Source organism: Gemmata algarum (assembly GCF_034097035.1).
GTDB lineage: Bacteria > Planctomycetota > Planctomycetia > Gemmatales > Gemmataceae > Gemmata > Gemmata algarum.
This window is the reverse complement of sequence record NZ_JAXBLV010000077.1, coordinates 29484-51612: the sequence shown is the minus strand read 5'-3', so window position 1 is coordinate 51612 and position 22129 is coordinate 29484. Positions and strand designations below refer to the sequence as shown.

General features: G+C 68.7%; 17 protein-coding genes. 7 read left to right on the top strand and 10 right to left on the bottom strand.

Features of this window, described 5'->3' with window-relative positions:
• Positions 1 to 13: 13 nt before the first annotated feature.
• On the top strand, positions 14 to 1252 hold the full coding sequence (gene pepT, locus R5W23_RS07855; RefSeq protein ID WP_320685858.1) for a peptidase T: 1239 nt from the start codon (positions 14 to 16) through the stop codon (positions 1250 to 1252).
• Between the two features lie 484 nt (positions 1253 to 1736).
• On the opposite strand, the gene R5W23_RS07850 is transcribed toward pepT, so the two are convergent.
• The 8 genes from R5W23_RS07850 to R5W23_RS07815 form a co-directional block, all read right to left on the bottom strand.
• On the bottom strand, positions 1737 to 2792 hold the full coding sequence (locus R5W23_RS07850; protein WP_320685857.1) for a glycosyltransferase family 2 protein: 1056 nt from the start codon (positions 2790 to 2792) through the stop codon (positions 1737 to 1739).
• Between the two features lie 194 nt (positions 2793 to 2986).
• Positions 2987 to 3673, bottom strand: coding sequence for a sugar transferase (locus R5W23_RS07845; RefSeq protein ID WP_320685856.1), 687 nt, complete (start codon positions 3671 to 3673; stop codon positions 2987 to 2989).
• 85 nt (positions 3674 to 3758) lie between these two features.
• Positions 3759 to 4403 (bottom strand): hypothetical protein, encoded by a 645-nt coding sequence (locus R5W23_RS07840; RefSeq protein WP_261187115.1) that lies wholly within the window; start codon positions 4401 to 4403, stop codon positions 3759 to 3761.
• Between the two features lie 46 nt (positions 4404 to 4449).
• Positions 4450 to 6705 carry a tyrosine-protein kinase domain-containing protein gene (locus R5W23_RS07835; protein WP_320685855.1) on the bottom strand — a complete coding sequence of 752 codons (2256 nt, stop codon included), beginning with the start codon at positions 6703 to 6705 and terminating at the stop codon, positions 4450 to 4452.
• Positions 6706 to 6836: 131 nt separating this feature from the next.
• Entirely contained in the window at positions 6837 to 7724 is an 888-nt protein-coding gene (locus R5W23_RS07830; protein ID WP_261187113.1) for an exosortase/archaeosortase family protein, read from the bottom strand.
• Positions 7725 to 8122: 398 nt separating this feature from the next.
• Positions 8123 to 9754, bottom strand: coding sequence for a glucose-6-phosphate isomerase (pgi, locus tag R5W23_RS07825; protein WP_320685854.1), 1632 nt, complete (start codon positions 9752 to 9754; stop codon positions 8123 to 8125).
• Positions 9755 to 10011: 257 nt separating this feature from the next.
• Positions 10012 to 10875 (bottom strand): alpha/beta hydrolase, encoded by an 864-nt coding sequence (locus R5W23_RS07820; protein WP_320685853.1) that lies wholly within the window; start codon positions 10873 to 10875, stop codon positions 10012 to 10014.
• A complete protein-coding gene (locus tag R5W23_RS07815; RefSeq protein ID WP_261187110.1) occupies positions 10872 to 11357 on the bottom strand; it encodes a hypothetical protein in 486 nt (161 codons plus the stop codon). The genes R5W23_RS07820 and R5W23_RS07815 overlap by 4 nt, the downstream gene beginning before the upstream one ends.
• Before the next feature lie 418 nt (positions 11358 to 11775).
• Between R5W23_RS07815 and R5W23_RS07810 the strand changes: the two genes are divergently transcribed.
• From R5W23_RS07810 to R5W23_RS07795, 4 genes are all read left to right on the top strand, one after another.
• Positions 11776 to 12423, top strand: coding sequence for a hypothetical protein (locus R5W23_RS07810; RefSeq protein ID WP_320685852.1), 648 nt, complete (start codon positions 11776 to 11778; stop codon positions 12421 to 12423).
• A 287-nt stretch (positions 12424 to 12710) separates the two neighbouring features.
• Positions 12711 to 14186 (top strand): spinster family MFS transporter, encoded by a 1476-nt coding sequence (locus R5W23_RS07805; RefSeq protein ID WP_320685851.1) that lies wholly within the window; start codon positions 12711 to 12713, stop codon positions 14184 to 14186.
• Between the two features lie 592 nt (positions 14187 to 14778).
• Positions 14779 to 15759, top strand: a complete 981-nt coding sequence (locus R5W23_RS07800) for a DUF1559 domain-containing protein (RefSeq protein WP_261187106.1) — start codon at positions 14779 to 14781, stop codon at positions 15757 to 15759.
• Positions 15760 to 15779: 20 nt separating this feature from the next.
• A complete protein-coding gene (locus R5W23_RS07795) occupies positions 15780 to 16184 on the top strand; it encodes a hypothetical protein (protein WP_320685850.1) in 405 nt (134 codons plus the stop codon).
• Positions 16185 to 16376: 192 nt separating this feature from the next.
• Here the strand turns inward: R5W23_RS07795 and R5W23_RS07790 are convergent, their stop codons facing one another.
• On the bottom strand, positions 16377 to 17348 hold the full coding sequence (locus tag R5W23_RS07790) for a sodium:calcium antiporter (RefSeq protein ID WP_320685849.1): 972 nt from the start codon (positions 17346 to 17348) through the stop codon (positions 16377 to 16379).
• Between the two features lie 160 nt (positions 17349 to 17508).
• Here R5W23_RS07790 and R5W23_RS07785 point away from each other — a divergent pair, with 160 nt between their 5' ends.
• Together R5W23_RS07785 and R5W23_RS07780 are read left to right on the top strand one after the other, a co-directional pair.
• Entirely contained in the window at positions 17509 to 19752 is a 2244-nt protein-coding gene (locus R5W23_RS07785) for a DUF4139 domain-containing protein (RefSeq protein WP_320685848.1), read from the top strand.
• 141 nt (positions 19753 to 19893) lie between these two features.
• Entirely contained in the window at positions 19894 to 21510 is a 1617-nt protein-coding gene (locus tag R5W23_RS07780; protein WP_320685847.1) for an alkaline phosphatase D family protein, read from the top strand.
• Between the two features lie 21 nt (positions 21511 to 21531).
• Here R5W23_RS07780 and R5W23_RS07775 read toward each other — a convergent pair whose 3' ends face one another.
• Positions 21532 to 21849 carry a GIY-YIG nuclease family protein gene (locus R5W23_RS07775; RefSeq protein ID WP_320685846.1) on the bottom strand — a complete coding sequence of 106 codons (318 nt, stop codon included), beginning with the start codon at positions 21847 to 21849 and terminating at the stop codon, positions 21532 to 21534.
• Between the last annotated feature and the right edge of the window lie 280 nt (positions 21850 to 22129).

The window sequence follows — 22129 nt, the reverse complement described above, 5'->3', positions numbered from 1 at the left end:
CGGTGGAACTCTCATGGCCCTCGCCACGCACACCCTTCTGGACCGGTTCCTGCGGTACGTCCGCATCGACACCAAGGCGGACGAGCGGTCCACGTCGTACCCGAGTTCGCCGGGGCAGCTCGTGCTGGGCGCGATGCTCCGCGACGAACTCCTGGCCCTGGGGCTGAAAGACGCGGTGCAGGACGAACACGGCCTCGTGTTCGCGACCGTCCCCGGCAACGTGGCCGGCGCCCCCACGATCGCGTTCAACGCCCACGTGGACACGAACCCCGAGAACAGCGGGAAGGACGTGCAGCCGCAGGTCATCCGCGACTACCGCGGCGGCGACATCGTTCTGCCGAAGGACACCTCGAAGGTGATCCGGGTCGCGGAGAACCCGGAGCTGAACGGCCTGATCGGCAAGACCATCATCACCACCGACGGCACGACCCTGCTCGGCGCCGACGACAAGGCCGGGGTGGCGGTCATCATGGAGGCCGCGCGGCTGCTGACGGAGAACCCGCAGATCCCGCACGGCCCGGTGCGGATCGTGTTCACCTGCGACGAGGAGATCGGGTTCGGCGTCAAACACCTCGAGCCGGCGCAGATCGGCTCGGCGGTGGCGTACACGCTCGACGGCGCGGGCAGCGGCGAGATCGAGGACGAGACGTTCTCCGCGGACGCCGCGACCGTCACCATTACGGGCGTGAATATCCACCCGTCGATCGCGAAGGGGCGGATGGTGAACGCGGTGCGCCTGGCGGCGATGTTCGTCGACCGCCTGCCGCAGCGGACGATGAGCCCCGAAACCACCGACGGCCGGCAGGGGTTCCTGCACCCGATCACGATCGAGGGCGGGGCCGGCGAGGTGAAAATCGGGTTCATCCTGCGCGACTTCGACACCGCACAACTCGCGGTCCAGGCCGACCTGCTGCGCGAGATCGGCCGCCAGGTCGAGCGCGAGCACCCGGCCGCGAAGGTGACCGTCGAGACGCGCAAGCAGTACCGCAACATGAAGGACGGGATCGCGCGGCTGCCGGCGGCGGTGACGCGCGCCGCGGAGGCGGTGCGGCGGGCCGGGATGGAGCCGAAGCACAAGATCATCCGCGGCGGCACGGACGGCTCGCAGCTCACCGAAAAGGGCCTGCCGACGCCGAACCTCTCGACCGGCGAGCACAACCCGCACTCGCCGCTCGAGTGGACGTGCCTGGAGGAGATGGAGGCCGCCGTCCGCGTGGTGCTGGAGCTGTGCCAGGTGTGGGCCGAGAAGTGACCCGGGTGCGCGTCACACCAAATCCGGTAGTTTCCAGTTCGCGCAGCGTGGTCCCGGCCTTTGAGTGTGGTCCGCTCACTCCGTGAGCGGTCGGCCCGCGCGTCCGACTAACCTCGTCGTTGCGCGCCACGCCCCTCCGATACCCGGAGCGCCCGCTCACGGAGTGAGCGGGCCACGCTCAAAGACCCGTGCGGGGCACGCCAACTGGAAACCACGGGATTCGGTATCACGCACCCGGAGCCGTTTCGTGCCCGCTCGCTCGGAGAGTGGGCAGAAGTTGTGACGGAATAAGAAAGGCTCGCTTTGGGAAACGCCGCTGGCCGGGGCTCGATGGACACGCCCAGAAGATTTTGACAGGATTCACAGGATCAACAGAGCTTTGGTCCCAGTGGTCTTCATCCGGTGAATCCTGTTCATCCTGTCAGAACTCGTTCTTTGTGAGCACGAGGCCCGTGTGGGGCGGAACGTGGTCGCAACCATTCGTCTATTTCGCCATCAGTTCTGAGCGCCTCGCCGGCTTGAAGGCGGGCGCCCCCGCCCGGTGCTGGAGCGACCGCCGCAACTGCTTCGCGGCCTCCTTCCAGAACCCCCACGCGAACCCGAAGTGGATCGCCACGAACACCACCGGGATGCGGGCCGCGACCCCGCGGTGCTTCTTGCGCCCGAGCACGGCGCCCGCGGCCAGCAGCACGCCCAGGTAAAAGGCGACGCTCGCGAGCCACAGCCAGCCCGCGTAAGGGACGGCGAGGCTCAGCAGCGCCCCGGCGATCACCCACACGGCCCACAGCGGCGGCACCAGGGCGGGCACCGAGAGCGACTTCGGGTGCTTGAACGCCAGCTTGGCCCGGCCGCTGCCGTACCGGCCCAGTTGGTAGAACAGGGCGCGGAAGCTCGCCCGCGGCTCGTACACGATCTTCACCGCCGGCGTGAAGTAGCAGCTCAGCCCGGCCGCGTGGACGCGCTCGTTGAACTCCACGTCCTCGCAGGCGTCGAACGCCTGATCGAACAGCCCGACCGCGTGGAACACGGTCCGCGAGTACGCGACCGCGGTGCTCTGCGGCGGCACGAACTTCGGCTCGTTCGAGTAGATGTCGGAGTCCGGGTTGTGGCCCAGCCGGCTGCTCCGCGCGGCGCTCACCGCGGACTGGAACGGCGTCGGGTCCGGCACGTCCAGCGGCTGCGGCCGGCCCAGGCAGTCCGCCTGACTCGTCTCGAACGCGGCGGACAGGTTCCGCAGGTAGTCGCGGTCGGGCACGTGGCAGTGCCCGTCCACGATCACGAGCACGTCCTTGGTGGCGTGCCGGACCGCGGTGTTGCGCCCCGCCGAGGCCAGCTTGTCGGCGTTGAACACCAGCTTCAGGTTGGGGAACTCGCCCTGGAGCCGGCGCACGATGGGGACCGTGTCGTCGGTGGACGCGCCGTCGGCGACGATGACCTCGAAGTCGGCCCGGGGGAAGTCCTGCGTGAGCAGCAGCCGGAGCGTGTGCTCGATCGACCGCGACTCGTTCCGCACCGGGACGATGACAGAAACGGACGGCATGGGTGCTCCAGCAAAGAAGTCATTTCACCGCAGGGGTGCGGGAGGGCGCTTAGGTTCTTGGTGAGCGGCACGACGAACCCGCAAAGAAGTCATTTCACCGCCGAGGGCACGGGAGGGCGCAGAGAAAACGCAGTTTTGGCGCCGTCTCTGTGTTTTCTCTGCGCCCTCCCGCGCCCTCGGCGGTGAATCGGTCTTTATTCCGTCGGCACGCGCGGGGCGCGGTAGTACAGGCGCTTCAGCCCCAGCGCCTTGAGCCCGGTGGCGAACAGGAGGAACAGCTCCATCCGCCAGGACCGGTTGCGGATGTAGAACAGGTCGTACACGAGCTTGTTCCGCACGCTGCGGACGCACGTGTCCGGCGGCAGGTGGACCTGCGCGAACCCGGTGATCCCGGGCCGCACCGTGTGGCGGCGGTCGTACCCGACGACCACGTCGCGGAGCGTCTTCACGATCTCCGGGCGCTCCGGGCGCGGCCCCACGAGGCTCATCTCGCCCCGCAGCACGTTGAGCAGTTGCGGCAGCTCGTCGAGGTGGAGCTTCCGCAGCACGCGGCCCACGGGGGTGATCCGGGCGTCGCCCGGGGTGCTCCACCGCGGCCCGGTCAGCCGCTCGCAGTCGTGGTACATGGTGCGCAGCTTGTACAGCGTGAACACGGCCCCGCCGCGGCCGACCCGGGCCTGCGTGTACACGGCCGGCCCGCGCGAGGTGAGCTTCACCAGCGCCGCGCACGCCAGGACCGCGGGCAGGGCCGGGATCAGCATGAGCGCCGCGAGCGCGAAGTCCGCCGCCGCCTTCGCCCGCGCGCCGCGCGACAGCGGCCCCGGGGCCGGGGCGGGGCCGGCGCGGCGCGGACGCGGGGGCAGTTGTAAGGGGGCTCGCAACGCGGACCTCGGGCTGGTGCGTACGGGAGGCATCCTCGTTCCTCGGGTGCGGACTCGCTGGGTGTCGGTCGGTCGGTCGGGCGGCTCACGGGCGGGCGCACGCGGCGCCGTACTGCGCCCAGGTCGCGGCGACGAACCCCTTCACGACCGGGTCGTCCTCGACCTCGGTGTCGGACTCGGGCAGGCTCGACGCGATGTACACCTTGTAGATGGTCGGGGCGCGGAGCTGGCTGGCGAACTGCCACCGCGGGTTGTCCGGCGCGACCCAGGCGCCGTCGGTGGTCCAGGCCCACCGCACCCGCACCCGGTCCACCTTCGTCTGCGTCTTCTTCTCGAAGTCCGCCACGTACACGGCGGCCGGCGCGCCGTTCACCTCGAACGTCTCCTTGCGGGTGGCGCGGAGCGTCTTGTACCCGCTGCCCGGGTAGCACACGTCCGGCGTGTGGGTCGCGACCGACCCCGGGATGCCGCTGATGAAGCTCACCACCGCGACCGACCCGCCCGCGCCGAAGTACCGCCGGCTGGTGGCGACGCTGCGCTCGTTGAGCGGCATCTCGGTGTCCACCGGCTCGGACCGGAGGTCCTCGAACTTCACCTCGAGGTCGTGGAGCCGGGCGGTGCGCTCGGTGTTCGAGGCGACGATGTTCCAGCGCTGCGTGACGGCGCCGTGAACGAACGCCCCGCACACGACCAGCGCGAGGACCGAACAGAACGTGAGCGGCTTCATCATGATGTTCCTCGAAGGAGCCCCGGGCCGGCGCGCCCGCGGGGCGGGTTCAGCACAGGGCCTCTTGCTCGGTGGCGCCAACGTACACGACGCCCGAGAACGGGATCTCCATCGTCGCGACCCGCTCGGCGGCCCGCTTCAGCAGCGGGGCGGCGGTCTCGCGGTACCGGGCGCACAGCAGCACCGCCTCGCACCGCCGGGCCACCTCCACCGACTCGGCGACGGTGAGCAGCGCGTGCCCGTGGATCACGACGCAGTCGTACGGCTCCCGCAGCTTGGCGAGCAGGGCCTCGAGCTTCTCGCCGGTCGCGGCCTTGCGGGCCTCGTCGGACCACTTCCCGGCCGGCAGCAGGTGCAGCCCGCTGGGCAGGAACTGCACCACCGACCGCACGTCCGTCTCCGCCCGCAGCAGCTCGCACACGCCGGCCGCGTTCGGGACGCCCGCGTAGGGGTGGATGGCCGGCTCGCGCAGGTCGAAGTCGACCAGCAGGGTCCGGTACCCGGCCTGGGCCAGGCTGCTCGCCAGCCCGAACGCGGTGAACGCCTTGCCCTCGTCGCCGATGGGGCTGGTGACCGCGATGGCGGTGGCGCCGCGGCTGAGCCACGTCTGCGAGACGTACGCGCGGAGCTTGTCGATGGCCTCGTTCGCCGCCGCCCGGCGCACCGGGTCCTTGCCCGCCGCGTCGGCGGGCAGCCCCGGGATCACCCCCACCACCGGCGCGGGCGCCGCCGCCCGCACGTCCGCCAGCGAGCTGACCCGGCGCGACACGGTCTCGTACCCGACCACCCCGAGCCCCATCAGCACGAACCCGATGACGCTCGCGAACCCGGTGCCCAGGAGCTGCTTCTTGGTGTCCTTCTGCGTGGGCGTGGACGCCTGCTGGAGCACCGAGATGCGGGCCGGCGCCGCGATCTCGAGCTGCGTGAGGTAGAACTTCTGCGCCGTGTCGCGGAAGATGCTGTCGGACACCAGGAGCACGCTGTCCTCGAGCTTGTACTCCTTTTCCCTATCGAACCGGGCCTGCGTGACGCCGCTCTTCTCCAGGGGGGGCAGCTCCGCCCAGTATTTCTCGAGCAGGGCGAGCGCCTTCTCCGCCTCCTTCTGCTTCTCCTCGTTCTCCTGGGCCCTGAAGACCACCGCTTGCAGCTCCTGCACAATCGGCGTGGCCTCTTGGAGCTTGCGGACCCCCTCAATCGTCTTGATCTTGTCTTCCTTGAGGGCCTTGTACCGCTTCTCGTAGGCCTCGTAGATCTGCTGGAACTTTTGGATCGCGGGCCCGCTCGGGTCCGCACTGTTGCGGGCGTGCTTCGTCCAGTCAATATGTGCCCCGACCATCAGCCGCCGTGCGGCGTCCACGTCCGCGTCGGCCTCGACTCGCTCTCGTACGAGCGGGGACACGTCCCCGTCCTGGATCGCCTTCAGCTTCGACTGGAGCACGTCTTGCTTGCGCTTGAGGGCGTTGAGGTCCAGCGTGAGCCTCTCGATCTCAGCACGCCGCGCGTGGACGTTTTTGATGAGGAGGCCCGGCTCCAGTGCATAGATCGCGCGGTCCATCTGGGTCAGGCCCGGGGTCGGGGCGGGTGCGGCGCCGGGCGCGGCGGGCGCCACCGGCAGCGCGCCCGGCGCCGCCGTGCCGCCCGCCCGCACTACCCCGGGGCCGGTCTTGCCGGTGGGCATCTCGTTGCGAACGGTTCGCTCCATCTGGTCCCGCGCTTCCCGGACCTGTTCCAGCAGCTTCTGCGTCTGGAGCGCGTTCTGCTCCTGCACGCGCTCCACGAACGCCTTCTGCACCGCGTTGATGATCTTCCGCGCGTCGTCCGGCTCGTGCCCCTTGAAGGTGATGCGGATCACCTCGGACTGGTCCGGCCACGACGCGACCAGCTCCTCGTCGAGGAACTTGAGCGGGTCCTTCTGGGCCTTGATGGTGGGCAGGTCCTTGATGTCGCGCAGCGCCGCGTTCAGCACGGACTCGGACTTGAGCAGCGTGAGCTGGGTTTTCACGTACGTGCTGAAGTCGGCGCGGGGCTGGCTGTTGCTGTTCTGGTTCACCACGTTGAGCGGCACCGCGGACACCCGGAACAGCCCGTACGACTCGTACTTGCTGGCGAGCAGCTCCCACGCCACGGCGGCCCCGGCGGCGCCGATCAGCGTGCCGCAGAACAGGACCATCAGCCAGTGCAGCTTCAGGTACACCAGGATGCGCGCGCCGGCCGCGTCGTCCGGCCGCTCGCCCGTCTTCGGGGCGGGGCGCGGCGCCCGCGGCGGCGAGGCGGGCGCGTGGGTGGCGAAGGTGGGTCCGGTCATTGGCCCTGAGTCCGTTCAGGTTTGGTGACGGGGGCGAAAACGCCTCCCCCGGTCCTTCCCGAAAGGGAAGGGGAGAATAACCGACGTCGGCCCGCGCCGCGGCGCCAGGCCCCCCGGCGGGCGGGGCGGGGTCAGGCCGCCTTCTCGTCGACCACGAGCCGCTTGAGCGCCCACACCTCGGCGCCCAGCAGCGCCAGGCCCAGCGGCATCATGAGGTAGCCGTACGCGTCGTGCAGGAACTCCCGCGTGCCCTTGTCGGAGATGAACGCGAAGCTCACCCCGGTGGCGGTGATGCGGAGCACGTTGGTCAGCACCGCGATCGGGGCGATGCCGAGCACCACCATGAACTTCTCGAACCGGCTGCGGGCCATCATCAGCACCGCGCCCACCGAGAACGCGGCGAACGTGACCATCATCTTCAGCCCGCTGCACGCGTCCACCACGCCCAGCCGCACCTCGTCGATGAGGATCAGGTTGCCGTCGCGGATGGCCGGCTGGCCCAGCGTCTGGAGCAGGAACGTGCTGGCGACGGTCGCGGCCGTCTTCAGCGGCCCGCCGACGTTCCGCTCGAGCTCGTAGGGGAGCGGGATCATGAACACGAGGAACAGGATGCCCGGGCCGACGAGCTTGAGCAGCGGCAGCCCGCCCGCCGCGAGCGCGACGCCCACGAGGGCCAGCAGCAGCGAGGCCGCGTCGAGCTGGTGGAACAGCAGGGCGCCGGCGGCGGCCCGCAGCACGAGGATGGCGACGAGCAGCGCGCACCCGATCACCGGCAGCGGCCGGAGCACCAGGGCGGAGCCCTTCGCCCCGCGCCAGATCAGGAACGCGGAGAAGAACGGCACCAGCACCCCGTGCGAGTACTGCGGGTCGTTGATCCACTTGTCGGCGAACACGCGGAGCATGGGCAGGTAGGCCCAGCCGAGCGCGGCGACGAGCGCGACGCCCTGCCACAGTGCGAGGCGCGATTGGGATGCGGCGGGCGCGGCGGAATTCGACGGTGCGAAGCTGACAGACGACATCCGTGTCCCCGTACGAACCGGGCGATTGCGGGTCTTAGTCCGTGACCCGGAATCCGAGAGTTGGGGGATTGTGTCAGATGCGCGGAGGGCGAATCAACCCCAAGTTTCGCGTTCGAGGCTGGAAGGAAACGGCCGTGAAACGGCAGAAGAGGCTTGGCCACAAAAAGGAGCAGAAGAAGGCAAGAGGATTGGCCGCAAAAGGAGCCGCGAAAGCAGAAGAGGATTGGCCGCAAAAAAGCACAAAAAGCACAAAAGGGAACAGAAACGAAGGCAGAAGACTGAGTTCAAAACCCTGTCTGCTGTTTTGGTTCTTTCTGCTCCCTTTTGTGCTTTTTGTGCTTTTTTGCGGCCAATCCTCTTCTGCCTTTTTGCGGCCGTTCCTCTTCAGCTTTCGCGGCTCACTTCTTGCCCTGGCGGTAGCGGCGGATCAGCGCGTTGGTCGAGCTGTCGTGTTTCAGGTCGGGTTCGGCCGGGGCTTCGAGCTCCGGCACGATCCGCGACGCCAGCGCCTTGCCCAGTTCCACGCCCCACTGGTCGAACGAGCCGATGTCCCAGATCACCCCCTGCGTGAACACGATGTGCTCGTACAGGGCCACGAGCGTGCCCAGCGCGAACGGGGTCAGCTTCTCCAGCAGCAGCACGTTCGACGGCCGGTTGCCCGGGAACGTCTTGTGCGGCACCAGCCACTCCTCCACCTTGTCGGCCCGCACCTGTTCGGCGGTCTTGCCGAACGCCAGCGCCTCGGCCTGCGCGAACACGTTCGCCATCAGCAGGTCGTGGTGCCGGCCCACCGGGTTCAGCGACCGGCAGAACGCGATGAAGTCGCACGGGATCAGCTTCGTCCCCTGGTGGATGAGCTGGTAGAAGCTGTGCTGGCCGTTCGTGCCCGGCTCGCCCCAGTACACCGCGCCGGTCTGGTAATCCACCTCGGCCCCGCCCAGCGTGACCCGCTTCCCGTTGCTCTCCATCGTGAGCTGCTGGAGGTACGCCGGGAACCGCTTCAGGTACTGGTCGTAGGGGAGCACCGCGGCGGTCTCGGCGCCGAAGAAGCTGCCGTACCACACGCTGATGAGCCCCAAGATCACCGGGACGTTCTTTTCAAAGGGCGCCGTCCGGAAGTGCTCGTCCATCGCGTGGAAGCCGGCGAGCAGCTCCCGGAAGTGGGTCGGGCCGAGCGCGAGCACCGTGGCGAGGCCGACGGCGGAGTCCATCGAGTACCGCCCGCCGACCCAGTCCCAGAACCCGAACATGTTGGCGGTGTCGATCCCGAACTCTTTCACCTTCGCGGCGTTGGTGCTGACCGCCACGAAGTGCTTCGCCACGCTCGCCGGGTCCTTCAGGGCCGCGAGCGACCAGGCGCGGGCGCTCTCCGCGTTGGTCATCGTCTCCTGGGTGGTGAACGTCTTCGAGCACACGATGAACAGCGTTTCCGCCGGGTCCAGGTCGCGCACCGTCTCGCTAAAGTCGGTGCCATCGACATTGGAGAGGAACCGGAAGGTGAGGTCCCGCTGCGCGTAAAAGCGCAGCGCCTCGTTCGCCATCACCGGGCCGAGGTCGGACCCGCCGATGCCGATGTTCACCACGCTCTTGATCGGCTTGCCGGTGTAGCCCTTCCACTCCCCCGAACGGACGCGGTCGGCGAACGCCGACATCGCGTCGAGCACCGCGTGAACCTCCGGCACCACGTTCTTGCCGTCAACGGTGACGACGGCCCCCTTCGGGGCGCGGAGGGCGGTGTGCAGGACGGCCCGGTTCTCGGTGATGTTGATCTTCTCGCCGCCGAACATCGCCCCGATGCGCCCCTTCAGGTCGCACTCGCCGGCGAGCGCGAACAGGAGCGTGAGCGTCTCGTCCGTGACGCGGTTCTTGGAGTAGTCCGCGAACACGCCGACCGCTTCGGCGGTGAGCCGGGTGCCGCGGTCGGGGTCGGCGGCGAACAGGTCGCGCAGGTGCGCGCCCTTGAGGTCCTGAAAGTGCGACCGCAGCGCGGCCCACGCGGGGCGCTGAGTCAGGAGCGTGTGCTGGGCCATCTGGCGGCTCTCCGTTTCGGTTAGAACAGCGCGGGGAGGAACCGATGATACTACGATTTGTGGCGCGGGTGGGAATTTCGCTTGTGCCAAGTTGGCAGCGAGTTCCGCCGGGCGGTACCGGCGGCAGCGGACGGACAGGAGACTATGGACTTACGGGCAAAGGCCCGCTTATCGAAAGCCATAAAATCACAAATTCATTATGGGGAATTCTTGTGGCTTTATGACTCGCTGACGTGACGACTTCTGACCAGCCGCCCTTACTCACCCGCCGGAACGGGTCTGGGGGCGTGGCGGTTCAGGAACGACACGAGCGCCGGCAGGTACAACTCGGCGGGCAACCGCGTGTGCCCGATGCCGTCGAGCCGCACGAACTCCTTCGGCTCGTTGGCCGCGGCGTAGAGCCGCTCCGAGTGATCGAACGGCACCACCCGGTCGGCCCTGCCGTGAACGAAGAACACCGGCCGCGGACACTTCGCGATTTTGGACAGGTTGTCGAACCGGGTCCGCATGAGCGTCTTCACCGGCAGGAACGGGAAGCGGTGCTTTGCGGCGTCGGGCAGGCTGGTAAAGGTGTAGATGAGAACGAGCGCCCGGTGCTCGCGCGTGGCGGCCAGCTCGACCGCGGTTCCGCCGCCCAGCGATTCGCCGTACAGAATGATGCGGTCTGTGCTAATCGTTCGCTCGTCCGTGAGCCACTTGTACGCGGCTTCGCCGGCCGCGTAGCACCCGCTTTCGGAGGGTGCGCCTTCGCTCTTGCCGTAACCGGGGTAGTCGAACAGTAGCACCCCGGCGCCGGTCGCCCGGCGCAAATCGGCCGCGAGCCCGCCGCGGTGCGTGAGGTTGCCGCCGTTGCCGTTTGCGACCAGCACCGCCCCGTGCTGCGGCGTCTCCGGCGGGAGCCAGCGGCCCGCGATCTTACTCCCGTCGGCCGAGTGGAACCACACGTCTTGCGTGCGGCGGTCTTCGGGTTCCAGCCACTCCTCCTGGGCCGACGTGGGGACGAACACGAGCCGGCGTTCGAGGGACCAGAGCACGGCAACTATCCCCAGGGAGGTAATCAGGAGGAGCACGGCCCACCGCCGCGCCCGGCGCCAGAGCGAGCGTCGCGGGGTACCGCTCACGCCCGCTCCTCGACAATGAACCCCTCGGCGGCGCGGATCAGGTCCGCGAGCGCGGCCCACGCGGCGAACGGGTTGTCGCGGTCGACCAGCACGAACGGCACGCCCGCGAGCCGCGACGCCTCGCCCTCCTCCTCGTCGGTGTCGCCGATGCTCGCGATCACCCGGTACTCGCGGGCGAGGGTCGCGTGAACTTCGGCCTTGTGGCGGCGGGAGCTTTTCCAGTTGGGGCAGTAGTGGACGTTGCGGTAGCCCGGCAGGCGATACTCCGCCAGAAAGTCCTCGGTCCCGCGGCGGCTCGCATCAGTACGGGCCGTGACGTAGTGAACGTCCACCTTTTGCCGGTGGAGGCGCGCGAGCACGTCGAGGGCCGCGCGCAGCGGGCACGCGAAACTGGTGCAGACCGTGTCGTCAAGATCGACGATCAGCGCCAGCCGTTTGGGCGGTGCGTCGGTGCCGAAGAGTTGTCGGGCGAGGTCGGACATGTTTTCGATCTACCGGTTGACGGTGACGAGTACAGGTTCACGGGAAAAGCCGCGCAAGCACGCCGCTTGATTCTCCCGTGTTGGAAAGTCGGCCGATGCTCGCCTGAAAACAGGCAGAGCCTTGAACACGCCTCGGGCGCCCGACTCGTGAACAGTCTGGCGGGCCGGGCCGTCGCGGACGGGTGCGGATCTCGCCCTCACGTGAACCCTCTGCCCGTCACAGTTCGGCTCGTGTCGGCCCTGTTCTGCTGGCCGGCGCGTTAAACCTCGAAGGTGGGTTCTGTGGTAATCTATACCGGTTACGCCGCCCGATTACGCGCCCCGTGCGTCGCACGCCCCTGTGTGCCTCGACTCGACGCGCCGATCGTGCCGAAAGTGAGGGTGCGTCGGATCACTTCACCCGCACGGAGGCGGAAACATGAAACGCTTATACCTCGCGGCGGTGGCGGGCTTGTGTGCGGTCGTACCGGTGGGCGCTCAAGAGCGCGCCCTGGCACCGACCGCGCCGGTGGTCCCGCCCCCGTCGCTGCACAACGGGAGCCTGGTCGCCCCGGCGGGCGCGTGGGGCGGGGGCGGCGGGATGCTCTCCCGCAGCAGTTGGGCGCCGGGGCGAGAGCTGGCGGGCACGAGCGACCGGGCGTACTTGGGCGCGGTGGCCGGGGTTCCGTGCGGCCCGGCCGGGTGCGGCACCGCGGAGCCGCGCCGCTCCTGTCTGGAGCGAATCAAGTCGTGGCTGTGCTTCCAGTACACGCCCACCGAACTGCCGAAGATGCGCCCGACCCCATACGTCACCCCGATTCAGGGGCTGCTCGGTTGCTCCTCGGGCGCCGGGTGCGCGCCGTGCGGGACGACCGGCGGCGGTTACCCGAGCGGGCAACCGGTGCCGCAACCGACCCCGCTGCCGGTGCCGATGAAGCCGCCTGCGGGGGCCGGCGCGGTGCTGATGCCCTCGCGCGGCACGCAGTGGATGATCGCACCGACCGAGTTCGGCACGGCGAAGACCACCACCGCACAGGGCGCACCGGGACCGGTGGTGAACACCGGCTACCGCGCGCCGCAACGGTAAGTTCCGTCCGCCTTCCACCCACTTTAGCCCCGTGTGGCTTTTCCGCGCGGGTTCTGTCCGAATAGATGCACCGAGTGCGGCCCGCCGGGCCGCTCTCGGTTTGCGCAATCAGCGCCGCCGCGGCGGTCTCGTGATGCCGTCGCGAGCCGCGCCCCGTATCAGGGCGCGCGAGAACGTGCCCCCGCAATGCGATGCCGCGCGGGGCGTTCGGAACGCGCGGTGTTCGCCCGCCGCTGTGCCTTCTATCCTGAACTCCCGCCCACCCGCCCCCATTTCGTGGAGCCCCGATGCACGCCGGAACGGATTCTGCTGGCCCCAAGGAACCGGTGCCGGGCGCGCGATCGGCCCTCGCACTGCTGCTCATCATCAACCTGTTCAACTACATCGACCGGCAGGTGCTGTCCGCGGTGCTCCCGCTGCTCCTGCTCGACGGCACCATCATCGACCCGAACGACCCGGACCCAAACTTCAAGCTCGGGCTGCTGACCAGTGCGTTTCTGATCACGTATATGGTGTTCTCGCCGCTGTTCGGGTGGCTGGACGGACGGGGGGCGCGGCGGTGGGTGATCCTGGGCATCGGTGTCGTCTTCTGGAGCCTCGCGAGCGGCGCGAGCGGTCTGGCGACCGGATACGCCATGCTGCTGGCGACGCGGTGCCTGGTGGGCATCGGCGAGGCGGCGTATGCCCCGGTCGCGTCGGCCATGTTGTCGGACGCGTACCCGGCCAACCAGCGCGGTAAAGTGCTGGCAATCTTCAACCTCGCGGTCCCGGTCGGTAGCGCGCTGGGGTTCGGAATCGGGGGCGTGATCGCTTTACTCACTGGCGACTGGCGGCCGGCGTTCTGGTTCACGCTCTCCGGGCTACTGCTCGGAGCGTGGTGCTTTGCCAAGCGGGAGTTGCCGCGACCGCCGGTGCAGCCGCCGACCGATCGGCCGTCATACTGGGCGGTACTCGGCAGGCTGAGTCAGGTCCGCTCGTTCGCCCTCTGCTGCGCGGGGATGACCGCGATCACGTTCGTCACCGGCGGGGTAGGGGTATGGGTGCCGGCTTACTTCTTTCAGCGCGAAGCTCGGTTTGAAGTCACCCCGGCGGCGCTGGCGAAGTTGGAAGGCGATTTACCCGCGGCCGACGTGAACAAGCTGCGCCCCCTGGCCGATGGCACCGAGCGGGCTTACCCGGAGATGCGCAAAGCGGTGGCCGCAGCCCTCGGCGAAGGAGAGAAGCGCCGTGCGGAGAAGGTGTTCCTGGCAACCGTCACGCCGGCCTCACCGAACCCGGCCGGGTTGCCTATCATTTTCGGAGGCATTCTGGTGATCGGCGGTTTGACCGCGACGGCCGCCGGGGCTTGGCTCGGAGAGCGGCTCCGCACCCGGGGCACACGAGGGGCTTACTTTCTGGTGTGTGGCGGCGGTGCGGCGCTGGCTCTTCCGTTCTTCCTCGCCATGCTCTTCGCTCCTTTACCACTCGCCTGGGTGTTCACCTTCCTGACCATCTTTTGCCTGTTCCTCTACACCGGCCCGGGGAACGTGATCCTGGCGAACGTAGTACGATCTGATGTGCGGGGCACCGCGTTCGCAATCAACGTGCTGGTCATCCACGCGCTGGGAGACGTTATCTCTCCGCCGCTGATCGGTACGGTCGGCGATCGCTATGGCCTTCAGACCGCGTTCGTGCTCACGTCGGTGATGATCGCGGTCGGTGCGGTGCTGTGGCTGTGGGGCGTGAAGTTCCTCGACGCCGACACCGCGCGAGCTGAGGAGTGATACTCCATCCGGTTGATGCGTGTCGGTGTTTCTGCCTTTGCCGGAGCGCGGGCCTCCGGCCCGCCTGACGTTCGCGCGTCGGTTCGTTTCGGCGGGAACTCGGTGCTCACTCCTGGCGCATACCAGCGGGCCAGAGGCCCGTGCTCCGGCGGGGGCACGATCCTATTGGGTTTGGCCTCTGCTGGAGCGCGGGCCTCTGGCCCGCCGGACGTTCGCGCGTCGATTCAGTTCCGTGGGAACTCGTCGCTCACTCCTGGCGCATACCAGCGGGCCAGAGGCCCGTGCTCCGGCGGGGGCACGATCCTATCGGATTTCGAATGGGCACCGCTTGCGGCGCTCAGACGCCACATGCGTTCTCGATCAACCGCTCCCCATACGGCCGCTTGCCTGCCACGTGAGCAAAGCACGCTTATTAAGGCCACATGGGAACCGCAATCAATTCATGAGAAACAACGTAGCTCGCGTGTGCGCAAAACCACTGTTACGCTAGCCGGTTGCACATGAAAGTGCCCTGGTTGTGACGAGACACGCGGTCTATCATAAACTGTGGTCCGTTGATTAGTTTACCTTATTGGTCTCTCCCGAGGTTTTCATGTCCGTTTCGTCCCACCTCCGGCGGCGCCGGGGGTTCACACTCATTGAATTGCTGGTGGTGATCGCGATCATCGCGATTCTGATCGGGCTGCTCCTGCCCGCGGTGCAAAAGGTGCGTGAGGCCGCCGCACGCATGAAGTGCCAGAACAACTTCAAGCAGATCGGTCTGGCCTGCCACACCTATCACGACACGTACTCCACGCTCCCGCCCGCTACTGCCGCCTCCGGTAACAAGTGGGGCTGGGGCTCCTTCATCCTGCCCTACGTCGAGCAGGGCGCCCTGTACTCGACGCTCGGCTCGCCCACCCCGGCGACGACCGCGGACATGCCGACCCCGTCGGCCCAACCGCTGATGCAGACGAAGCTGAGCGTGTACCTGTGCCCGTCGGACCCGAACGACAACAACCCCAACACGTTCTACCCGGTCGGCGGCGCCGGCTACGGGAAGAGCAACTACGTGGCGATGGCCGGGGTGATGGACGGCGCCGGCAGCGGGCGCGACAAGACCAAGATCCAGGGCATCCAGGACGGGTCGAGCAACACGTTCATGATCGGCGAGCGGGACAGCAAGCTGCTGATGGGCTCCATCTGGGCGGGCCGCACGACGCACACCGGCGGGGTGAACGTTGCCATCGCCGTCTGGAAGCCGAACACTCCGTGGGCCGGTGGGTACAACGCGAAGCCGACCACCTGCTGCGGCAACGAGACCACCAACAACTGGCCGGGCGAAGTGTCGGGCCGCGACCCGTGCCTCCGCCTGGGCATCTCCAGCGGTCACACCGGCGGGGCCAACTTCGGGTTCTGCGACGGCTCGGTCCGGTTCGTGCGCGACTCGATCGAGACCTCGCCCACCGCGAAGGGACAGCCGGCGCTGGACCCGGCGTCCACCGGCGCCACCGGGTGCCTGCCGGGCAAGACCAACTTCCTGTACCAGAAGCTGATGTTCGCGGACGACGGTTTCCCGATCGGCGACTTCTAACCCCACCTGCGGAGGCACACGTGCGTGCATTAGCTGGGGCCGGTTTGGCCCTGATTTGTGCCGCCCTCGCCGGGTGCGGGGGCGGCGGTGGGTCGGCGGTCGAAGGCGCCGTCACTTACGACGGCACCCCGGTGAAAGCCGGCGCCATCTCCTTCATCGCGGCCGACACCAAGGGCGGCGGGAGCGGGGGGGCGGCCATCGTGGACGGCACCTACAAGATTCCGCCGGAGCCGGGGCTCAAGCCCGGAAAGTACAAGGTCGAGATCCGGTGGGCGAAGCCGACCGGCAAGAAGTTCAAGAGCGAGTCCGGCGACATGCTCGACATGACCGAAGAGGGGTTGCCGGAGAAGTACCACACCAAGTCGGAACTGACCGCGGAAGTGACATCCGGTCCGAACAAGATCGATTTCACTCTCACGAAGTGACCGCCACCGGCCCCGAATGGGGCCGGTTCTCATTTCGGCCCCCACGCCGAATCACACCCGATTCGCGGCCACGCCGACTGGGGCGCGGACTGGCCGTTCGCTACCAACCGACTGGCCCCCAGCGGGTCACTCGCTGGGCGGTTGCGGCCGCGCGAATCGCACCCTCCGAACCCGATCCGACCCGCGCAGGCACTAACGCAACCGAAGCACCTGCCAAGTCACGAACCCGATATAAGCCGCAAACAGCAGCGCCCCCTCCCACCGCGGCACGCGCCCGTTGATTAGCGCGGGCGACACGAGGGCGGTGCTCAGCACCATCGCGGGCACTTCGTAGAGGATCGCGTGTTCGGTCAGCACGAGCGGGCGCACCAGCGCAACCGCACCAACCACCAGGGACACGTTGAACAGAGGCGGACCGACCACTAGCCCCAGCGCAACATCCGGACGCCCGCGCCGAACGGCAAGCACCGCCGCGACCAGTGCCGGCAAGGCGGTGCCGAACGCCGCGAGCGTCATTCCCGTTACTGGCGTACTGAGCCTCAATCCGACTGCCGCTTGGAGGAAAGACCCGGCGGCGAGCCACGCCCCGCTCGCGACTCCGGCCAGTCCCGTCAGCGAAAGCAGCACCGCAACCCACACCGGCATTCGCTCCGGCACCCAGCCGGCGAGCGCGGCCCGCACATCCGGCGGCTCTCGCCGTGCGGCGCGCGCGATCAGCACCAGCGCGGCGACGGCTGCCATCAGGAGGATAGCGGCATCCGGGCGCGAGATCGCTTTGTCAGCCGCGAGGAACCAGAACAGTAGGGTCATCGTGAACAGAAGCGGAATCGCCGTACCGAACAGCCGCGCCGACACCGTTACGGGACGCACGAGCGCCGCCACGCCCAGCACGAGCAGCGAACTGGCGATGTTCCCACCGATCACGGTTGCGAGAGCGGCAGCGTCCAGCCGGCGGGCCTCCAGTGCCGCGGCCGGCCGGATCACGAGGGCCAGTGCGAGAGCGAACCCCGAAACGCACGGCCCGAGCCCGATCGCGACCAACCCGACCGCAAACGCTCCGCGCCCGGTCGCGCGGTCCAGGCGTGCCGCCCCGGCCACCAGCGCCCCGCTCCCGACCGCGAGCAGCCCCAGCCCGACCGCGAACAAGATCCCGTGTTCCGCCATGCGCCCCTCGGTCCGGCCGTTCGTGTCACGGAATGTAACAGATTCTGTTGCTGCGGCAAACTTTGCGCGGCGTCGTGGCGTCGGAATACCGCACCGGCGGGCGAACGCTGCGGTGCGACCACTCCCGCCCCACACGGGGCCGTTAACGAGGGCCAGTGCGATGTCGAAGGCGAAGTGGCTGCTGTGGGCGGCGCCGGTGGCGGGAGCTGTGGGCCTGGGCGTGTGCGTGGACCAGTGGCTCAGCGCCGCCGGCGAGGCGAAGCAGGACCTGAAGCCGGCGGTGACGCTGCCGATCAGCCGGGTGGTGCTGTTCAACAGCGGGGTGGGCTACTTCTCGCGGTCCGGCGAGGTGGACGGGGACGCGCGGGTGGACCTGACGTTCCCGGAGGGGGACGTGAACGACCTGCTCAAGAGCATGGTGCTGGAGGACTTCAGCGGCACCGGGCGGGTGAGCGCGGTGAGCTACGACAGCCGGGAGCCGATCGCCCGCACCCTGTCCAGCTTCGCCATCAACCTGACCGGGAGCCCGACGTTCGCGGGGATCCTGGGGCAGTTGCGCGGTGAGCGGGTGGAGGTGGCGGTGAGCGCCACCGCGGCGAACCAGCCGGGCAAGCTGACCGGCACCATCGTGGGGATCGAGAAGCAGCGGGTGCCGGCGGGCGCCCAAGTGCTCGACGCCGAGGTGCTGAACCTGTGGTGCGCGGAGGGCATGCGGGCGGTGAAGCTGGGGGACGTGCAGACGCTGCGGTTCAGCAACTCGGTGATCGAGTCCGAGTTCCGCCGGGCGCTGGACGTGCTGGCGCTGTCGCACGACAGCCAGAAGAAGGCGGTGAGCCTGCACTTCGCGGGGGACGGGCGGCGGCGGGTGCAGGTGGGGTACGTGACCGAGGCCCCGATCTGGAAGACCAGCTACCGGCTGCTGCTGGACGCGGGCCACAAGGAGAAGCCGTACCTGCAGGGCTGGGCGATGGTGGAGAACCCGACCGACGAGGACTGGGCCGGGGTCAAGATGGCGCTGGTGTCGGGCCGCCCCATCAGCTTCAAGATGGACCTGTACAACCCGCTGTACGTCAACCGCCCCACCGTCGAGCCCGAACTGTTCGCCTCGCTCCGCCCCGTTACGTACTCCGGAAGCTTCAAGGAATCCGAGTGGCTCGCCCGCAATCCGAGTGGGTGGAGCGAGGGAGGACCGGCCGGACCGGGTCAGCCAGGCGGCGCGGGCGGCGGGCGCGGGGGATTTGCGGGCGGCGCAGCCAACCGCCCGGCCGCGCCAAGCGCCAAGGGTGGGATGCCGGCACCGAAATTCGACGCCCCCGAGGCGGACGCGTTCCGGCGCTCCGTGAGTGCGAATGACGAACAAACCCGGTTCGCGAAGAACTCCGCCGCCGAGCTGGTCCAGCAAATGGGCCGGGGCACGGTGGGGAACGCGGCCACGTCGGGCGCGCTGGGGGACTTCTTCCAGTACACGATCGACCACCCGGTGACGCTCCCGCGGCAGAAGAGCGCGCTCTTGCCGATCGTGGGCAAGGAGGTGGAGGGCGCGCGGGTGAGCATCTATAACCCGGCGGTGCAGGCCAAGCACCCGCTGCTGGGGCTGCGGTTCAAGAACACGTCGGGGGCGCACCTGAACCAGGGGCCGGTGACGGTGTTCGAGGGGAGCGTGTACGCCGGCGACACCCAGGTGCGGGACGTGCAGCCGAACGAGGAGCGGCTGGTGAGCTACGCCATCGACCTGGGCACCGAGGTGGACCCCACGGCCGGGGCCGGCAAGCAGCAGATCACCCGCGTCACGGCGGTCAAGGGGATCGTCCACACGGTCACCCAGGTGACCGAGGAGAAGACGTACCGGATCGCCAACCGGGGCACCACGGACCGCACCGTGCTGATCGAGCACCCGAACCGCACCGCCCAGCAGGTGAAGCTGGTGGACACCCCCAAGCCGGTCGACGACACCCCCGAGGTGCTCCGGTTCCAGGCCGCCGTGGCCGCCGGGCGGACGGCCACGTTTACCGTCAAGGAGCAGCGCGACGTCGCCACCACCATCGCGCTGAGCAACGGGGCCGAGGACCAGATCCGGTACGTCCTGAGCCTCAACGAGGCCGCGCCGGCGCTCAAGAAGAAGCTGGCCGAGGCGCTGCAGATCAAGGGCGAGTGGGACGGGTCGGCGCGGGACCTGCGGCAGGTGCAGGAGGAGCTGCGGCGGCTCACCGCGGACCAGGACCGGATCCGCAAGAACCTGCGCGAGACCCCGCGCGAGGCCGAGGTGTACGCCACGTACCTGAAGAAGCTGTCCGACCAGGAGAAGGAGATCGACGCGCTGACCGCCAAGGAGAAGCAGCACACCGCCGCCGAGTTCGCCGCCCGCAAGAGGTACGAGGACTACCTCGCCAACATCTCCGACTGACCGAGGGGCGCACGACACGGCTCGCGGGCCGTGTCGTGCGCGCGGTCTTCACACGCTTTTCGCGTGACTCTGGTTGAGGCGGGCTTACGGTAACCAGCGGCGCGCCGGGCGCGCCGCTCGCCCGACCCCGAAGGGCCTCTCATGCTCGACCTGTCCCGCATCCCCACCGCGCTCCGCTCCGAAGGCGGCTTGTCCCGGCGCCTGTTCCTGGCTTACGGTGCCGCGCTGGCGGCCCTGCCGTCGCTCGCCACACGCACGCACGCCGCGGACAAGAAGGTGACCTTTTCCGCCGACCCGTTCGCTCTAGGGGTCGCGTCCGGTGACCCGAACGCCGACAGCGTGGTGCTGTGGACGAAGCTCGCTCCCGAACCGCTCGCACCGGACGGCGGGATGAAACCCGAGGCCGTGGGCGTGGCGTGGGAGGTGGCCGAAGACGAAGGGATGAAGAAGGTCGTGGCGAGCGGCACCGCGGTCGCCGCTCCGCAACTCGGCCACTCGGTTCACGTGGAGGCGAAGGGGCTCAAACCGGACCGCTGGTACTGGTTCCGGTTCACGGCCGGGGACGCGCAGAGCCCGGTGGGCCGCACCCGCACGCTCCCGGCCTCCGACGCCGCGCCCGACAAACTCAAGTTCGCGTTCGCCTCGTGCCAGCACTACGAGCAGGGGCTGTACACGGCCTACGAGCAGATGGCGAAGGACGACCTCGACCTGGTCTTCCACCTGGGCGACTACATCTACGAGTACCCGAACCGCGAAGCCGCCAAGGTGGTGCGCAAGCACACGGGGCCGAAGGACGGGAAGATCAAGACGCTGGGCGACTACCGCGAGCGGCACGCGCTGTACCGGTCGGACCGGCTGCTCAGCGGGATGCACGCGCGGTGCCCGTGGTTCGTGACCTGGGACGATCACGAGTTCGACAACAACTACGCCAATGACATCCAGGAGCGCCAGCCGAAGGGCAAGGCCAAGGCGGACCCGGCCGACTTCCTGGTCCAGCGGGCCGCGGCGTACCAGGCGTACTACGAGTTCATGCCGCTGCGGCCCCGGGCGCTGCCGAAGGGGCCGGACATGCAGCTCTACCGCAAGGCGAGCTTCGGCCGGCTGGCGGAGTTCTTCGTCCTGGACACGCGGCAGTACCGCACCCCGCAGCCCAACGAGGACGGCCTCAAGCCGCTCAACGAGGCCGCGCTGGACCCGAAGAACACGCTGCTGGGCAAGGCGCAGCGCGGGTGGCTGGACGCCGGGCTGCTGGCGTCCGGCGCCACGTGGAACGTGCTGGCCCAGCAGGTGATGATGGCGCTGGTGGAGATCAGCTACGCGAAGGCGACCGGCTACGCGATGGACCAGTGGCCCGGGGCCGCGCACGAGCGGATGGCGCTGATGAAGTTCATCGCCGACCGCAAGGTGCCCAACCCGGTGGTGCTGACCGGGGACATCCACTCGAACTGGGTGAACGACCTGCGCGTGGACGACCGCAGGCACGACGCCCCGGTGGTCGCCACCGAGTTCGTGGGAACGAGCATCACCAGCGGCGGGAACGGGCCGAAAGAGGTCGCGGGGCTCGACAAGTTGCAGGCCGCGAACCCCTGCGTGAAGTTCCACAACCGCGACCGCGGGTACGTTCGCTGCACGGTGACGCCGACCGCCTGGACCAGCGACTACGTCGCGGTCGAGGACGTGACCAAGCCGGGCGGCCGGGTGACCACCCGCGCCTCGTTCGTGGTCGAGGCGGGTACTCCCGGCGCGAAGAAGGCCTGAGCCGGCCCGCACAGCGGGCCTTCAAGCGGAAGAGCGGCGTGCCCTTCGTCGCTCGTAGCTTGCGACGAGGGCGTCCTTCGCGGCGCGCGTCAGCTTCTTGACCGCGAGTTCGCGGCGCAGCGCGTCGCCGTGCGTCTTCGCCGCCTGCCGGTAGGCCACGGTCACGGGCCGCCGTGCCCGCGTGTACTTCGACGCCGTGCCCGCGTTGTGCTGCGTGAGGCGGCGGTCCAGGTCGGTGGTGATGCCGGTGTAAAGGGTGCCGTCGGCGCACCGCAGGATGTACACCACCCACTTCGGGTTCTTCGCCTTCGGTGGTTGCGAACGTGCCCGCGGGGGCATATCTTGGGTTCCGTTCTCGTGGTCCGTTTAGCTCGTCGCTCTGCGACAGGACGATGTTGCGTCGTCCGAGCTTCTGCCATCGCACGCTGCGCGGGGAGCGCTGTTCCAGCACCGCTTTCGGCCAGGGTCTGGCCAAAGTTGCGGCAGTCTGGAGCAACCCCGCGGGTCGTGGTTCAGCCGCAACTTTGGCCAGACCCTGGCCGGCGGTGCCGTGAGCGCTCCGCGCCACAGGTTGAGAAGTAGACGCCACGGGAACACCGCGGTCCGAGGGCACCCGCCC

Bases quoted from the DNA above. Each gene is read 5' to 3' on its own strand.
- R5W23_RS07835 (WP_320685855.1), bottom strand. From the start codon at position 6,705: ATGACCGGACCCACCTTCGCCACCCACGCGCCCGCCTCGCCGCCGCGG.
- R5W23_RS07800 (WP_261187106.1), top strand. From the start codon at position 14,779: ATGTCCGTTTCGTCCCACCTCCGGCGGCGCCGGGGGTTCACACTCATT.
- R5W23_RS07815 (WP_261187110.1), bottom strand. From the start codon at position 11,357: ATGTCCGACCTCGCCCGACAACTCTTCGGCACCGACGCACCGCCCAAA.
- R5W23_RS07810 (WP_320685852.1), top strand. From the start codon at position 11,776: ATGAAACGCTTATACCTCGCGGCGGTGGCGGGCTTGTGTGCGGTCGTA.
- R5W23_RS07830 (WP_261187113.1), bottom strand. From the start codon at position 7,724: ATGTCGTCTGTCAGCTTCGCACCGTCGAATTCCGCCGCGCCCGCCGCA.
- R5W23_RS07790 (WP_320685849.1), bottom strand. From the start codon at position 17,348: ATGGCGGAACACGGGATCTTGTTCGCGGTCGGGCTGGGGCTGCTCGCG.
- pepT (WP_320685858.1), top strand. From the start codon at position 14: ATGGCCCTCGCCACGCACACCCTTCTGGACCGGTTCCTGCGGTACGTC.
- R5W23_RS07780 (WP_320685847.1), top strand. From the start codon at position 19,894: ATGCTCGACCTGTCCCGCATCCCCACCGCGCTCCGCTCCGAAGGCGGC.
- pgi (WP_320685854.1), bottom strand. From the start codon at position 9,754: ATGGCCCAGCACACGCTCCTGACTCAGCGCCCCGCGTGGGCCGCGCTG.
- R5W23_RS07805 (WP_320685851.1), top strand. From the start codon at position 12,711: ATGCACGCCGGAACGGATTCTGCTGGCCCCAAGGAACCGGTGCCGGGC.
- R5W23_RS07840 (WP_261187115.1), bottom strand. From the start codon at position 4,403: ATGATGAAGCCGCTCACGTTCTGTTCGGTCCTCGCGCTGGTCGTGTGC.
- R5W23_RS07785 (WP_320685848.1), top strand. From the start codon at position 17,509: ATGTCGAAGGCGAAGTGGCTGCTGTGGGCGGCGCCGGTGGCGGGAGCT.
- R5W23_RS07775 (WP_320685846.1), bottom strand. From the start codon at position 21,849: ATGCCCCCGCGGGCACGTTCGCAACCACCGAAGGCGAAGAACCCGAAG.
- R5W23_RS07850 (WP_320685857.1), bottom strand. From the start codon at position 2,792: ATGCCGTCCGTTTCTGTCATCGTCCCGGTGCGGAACGAGTCGCGGTCG.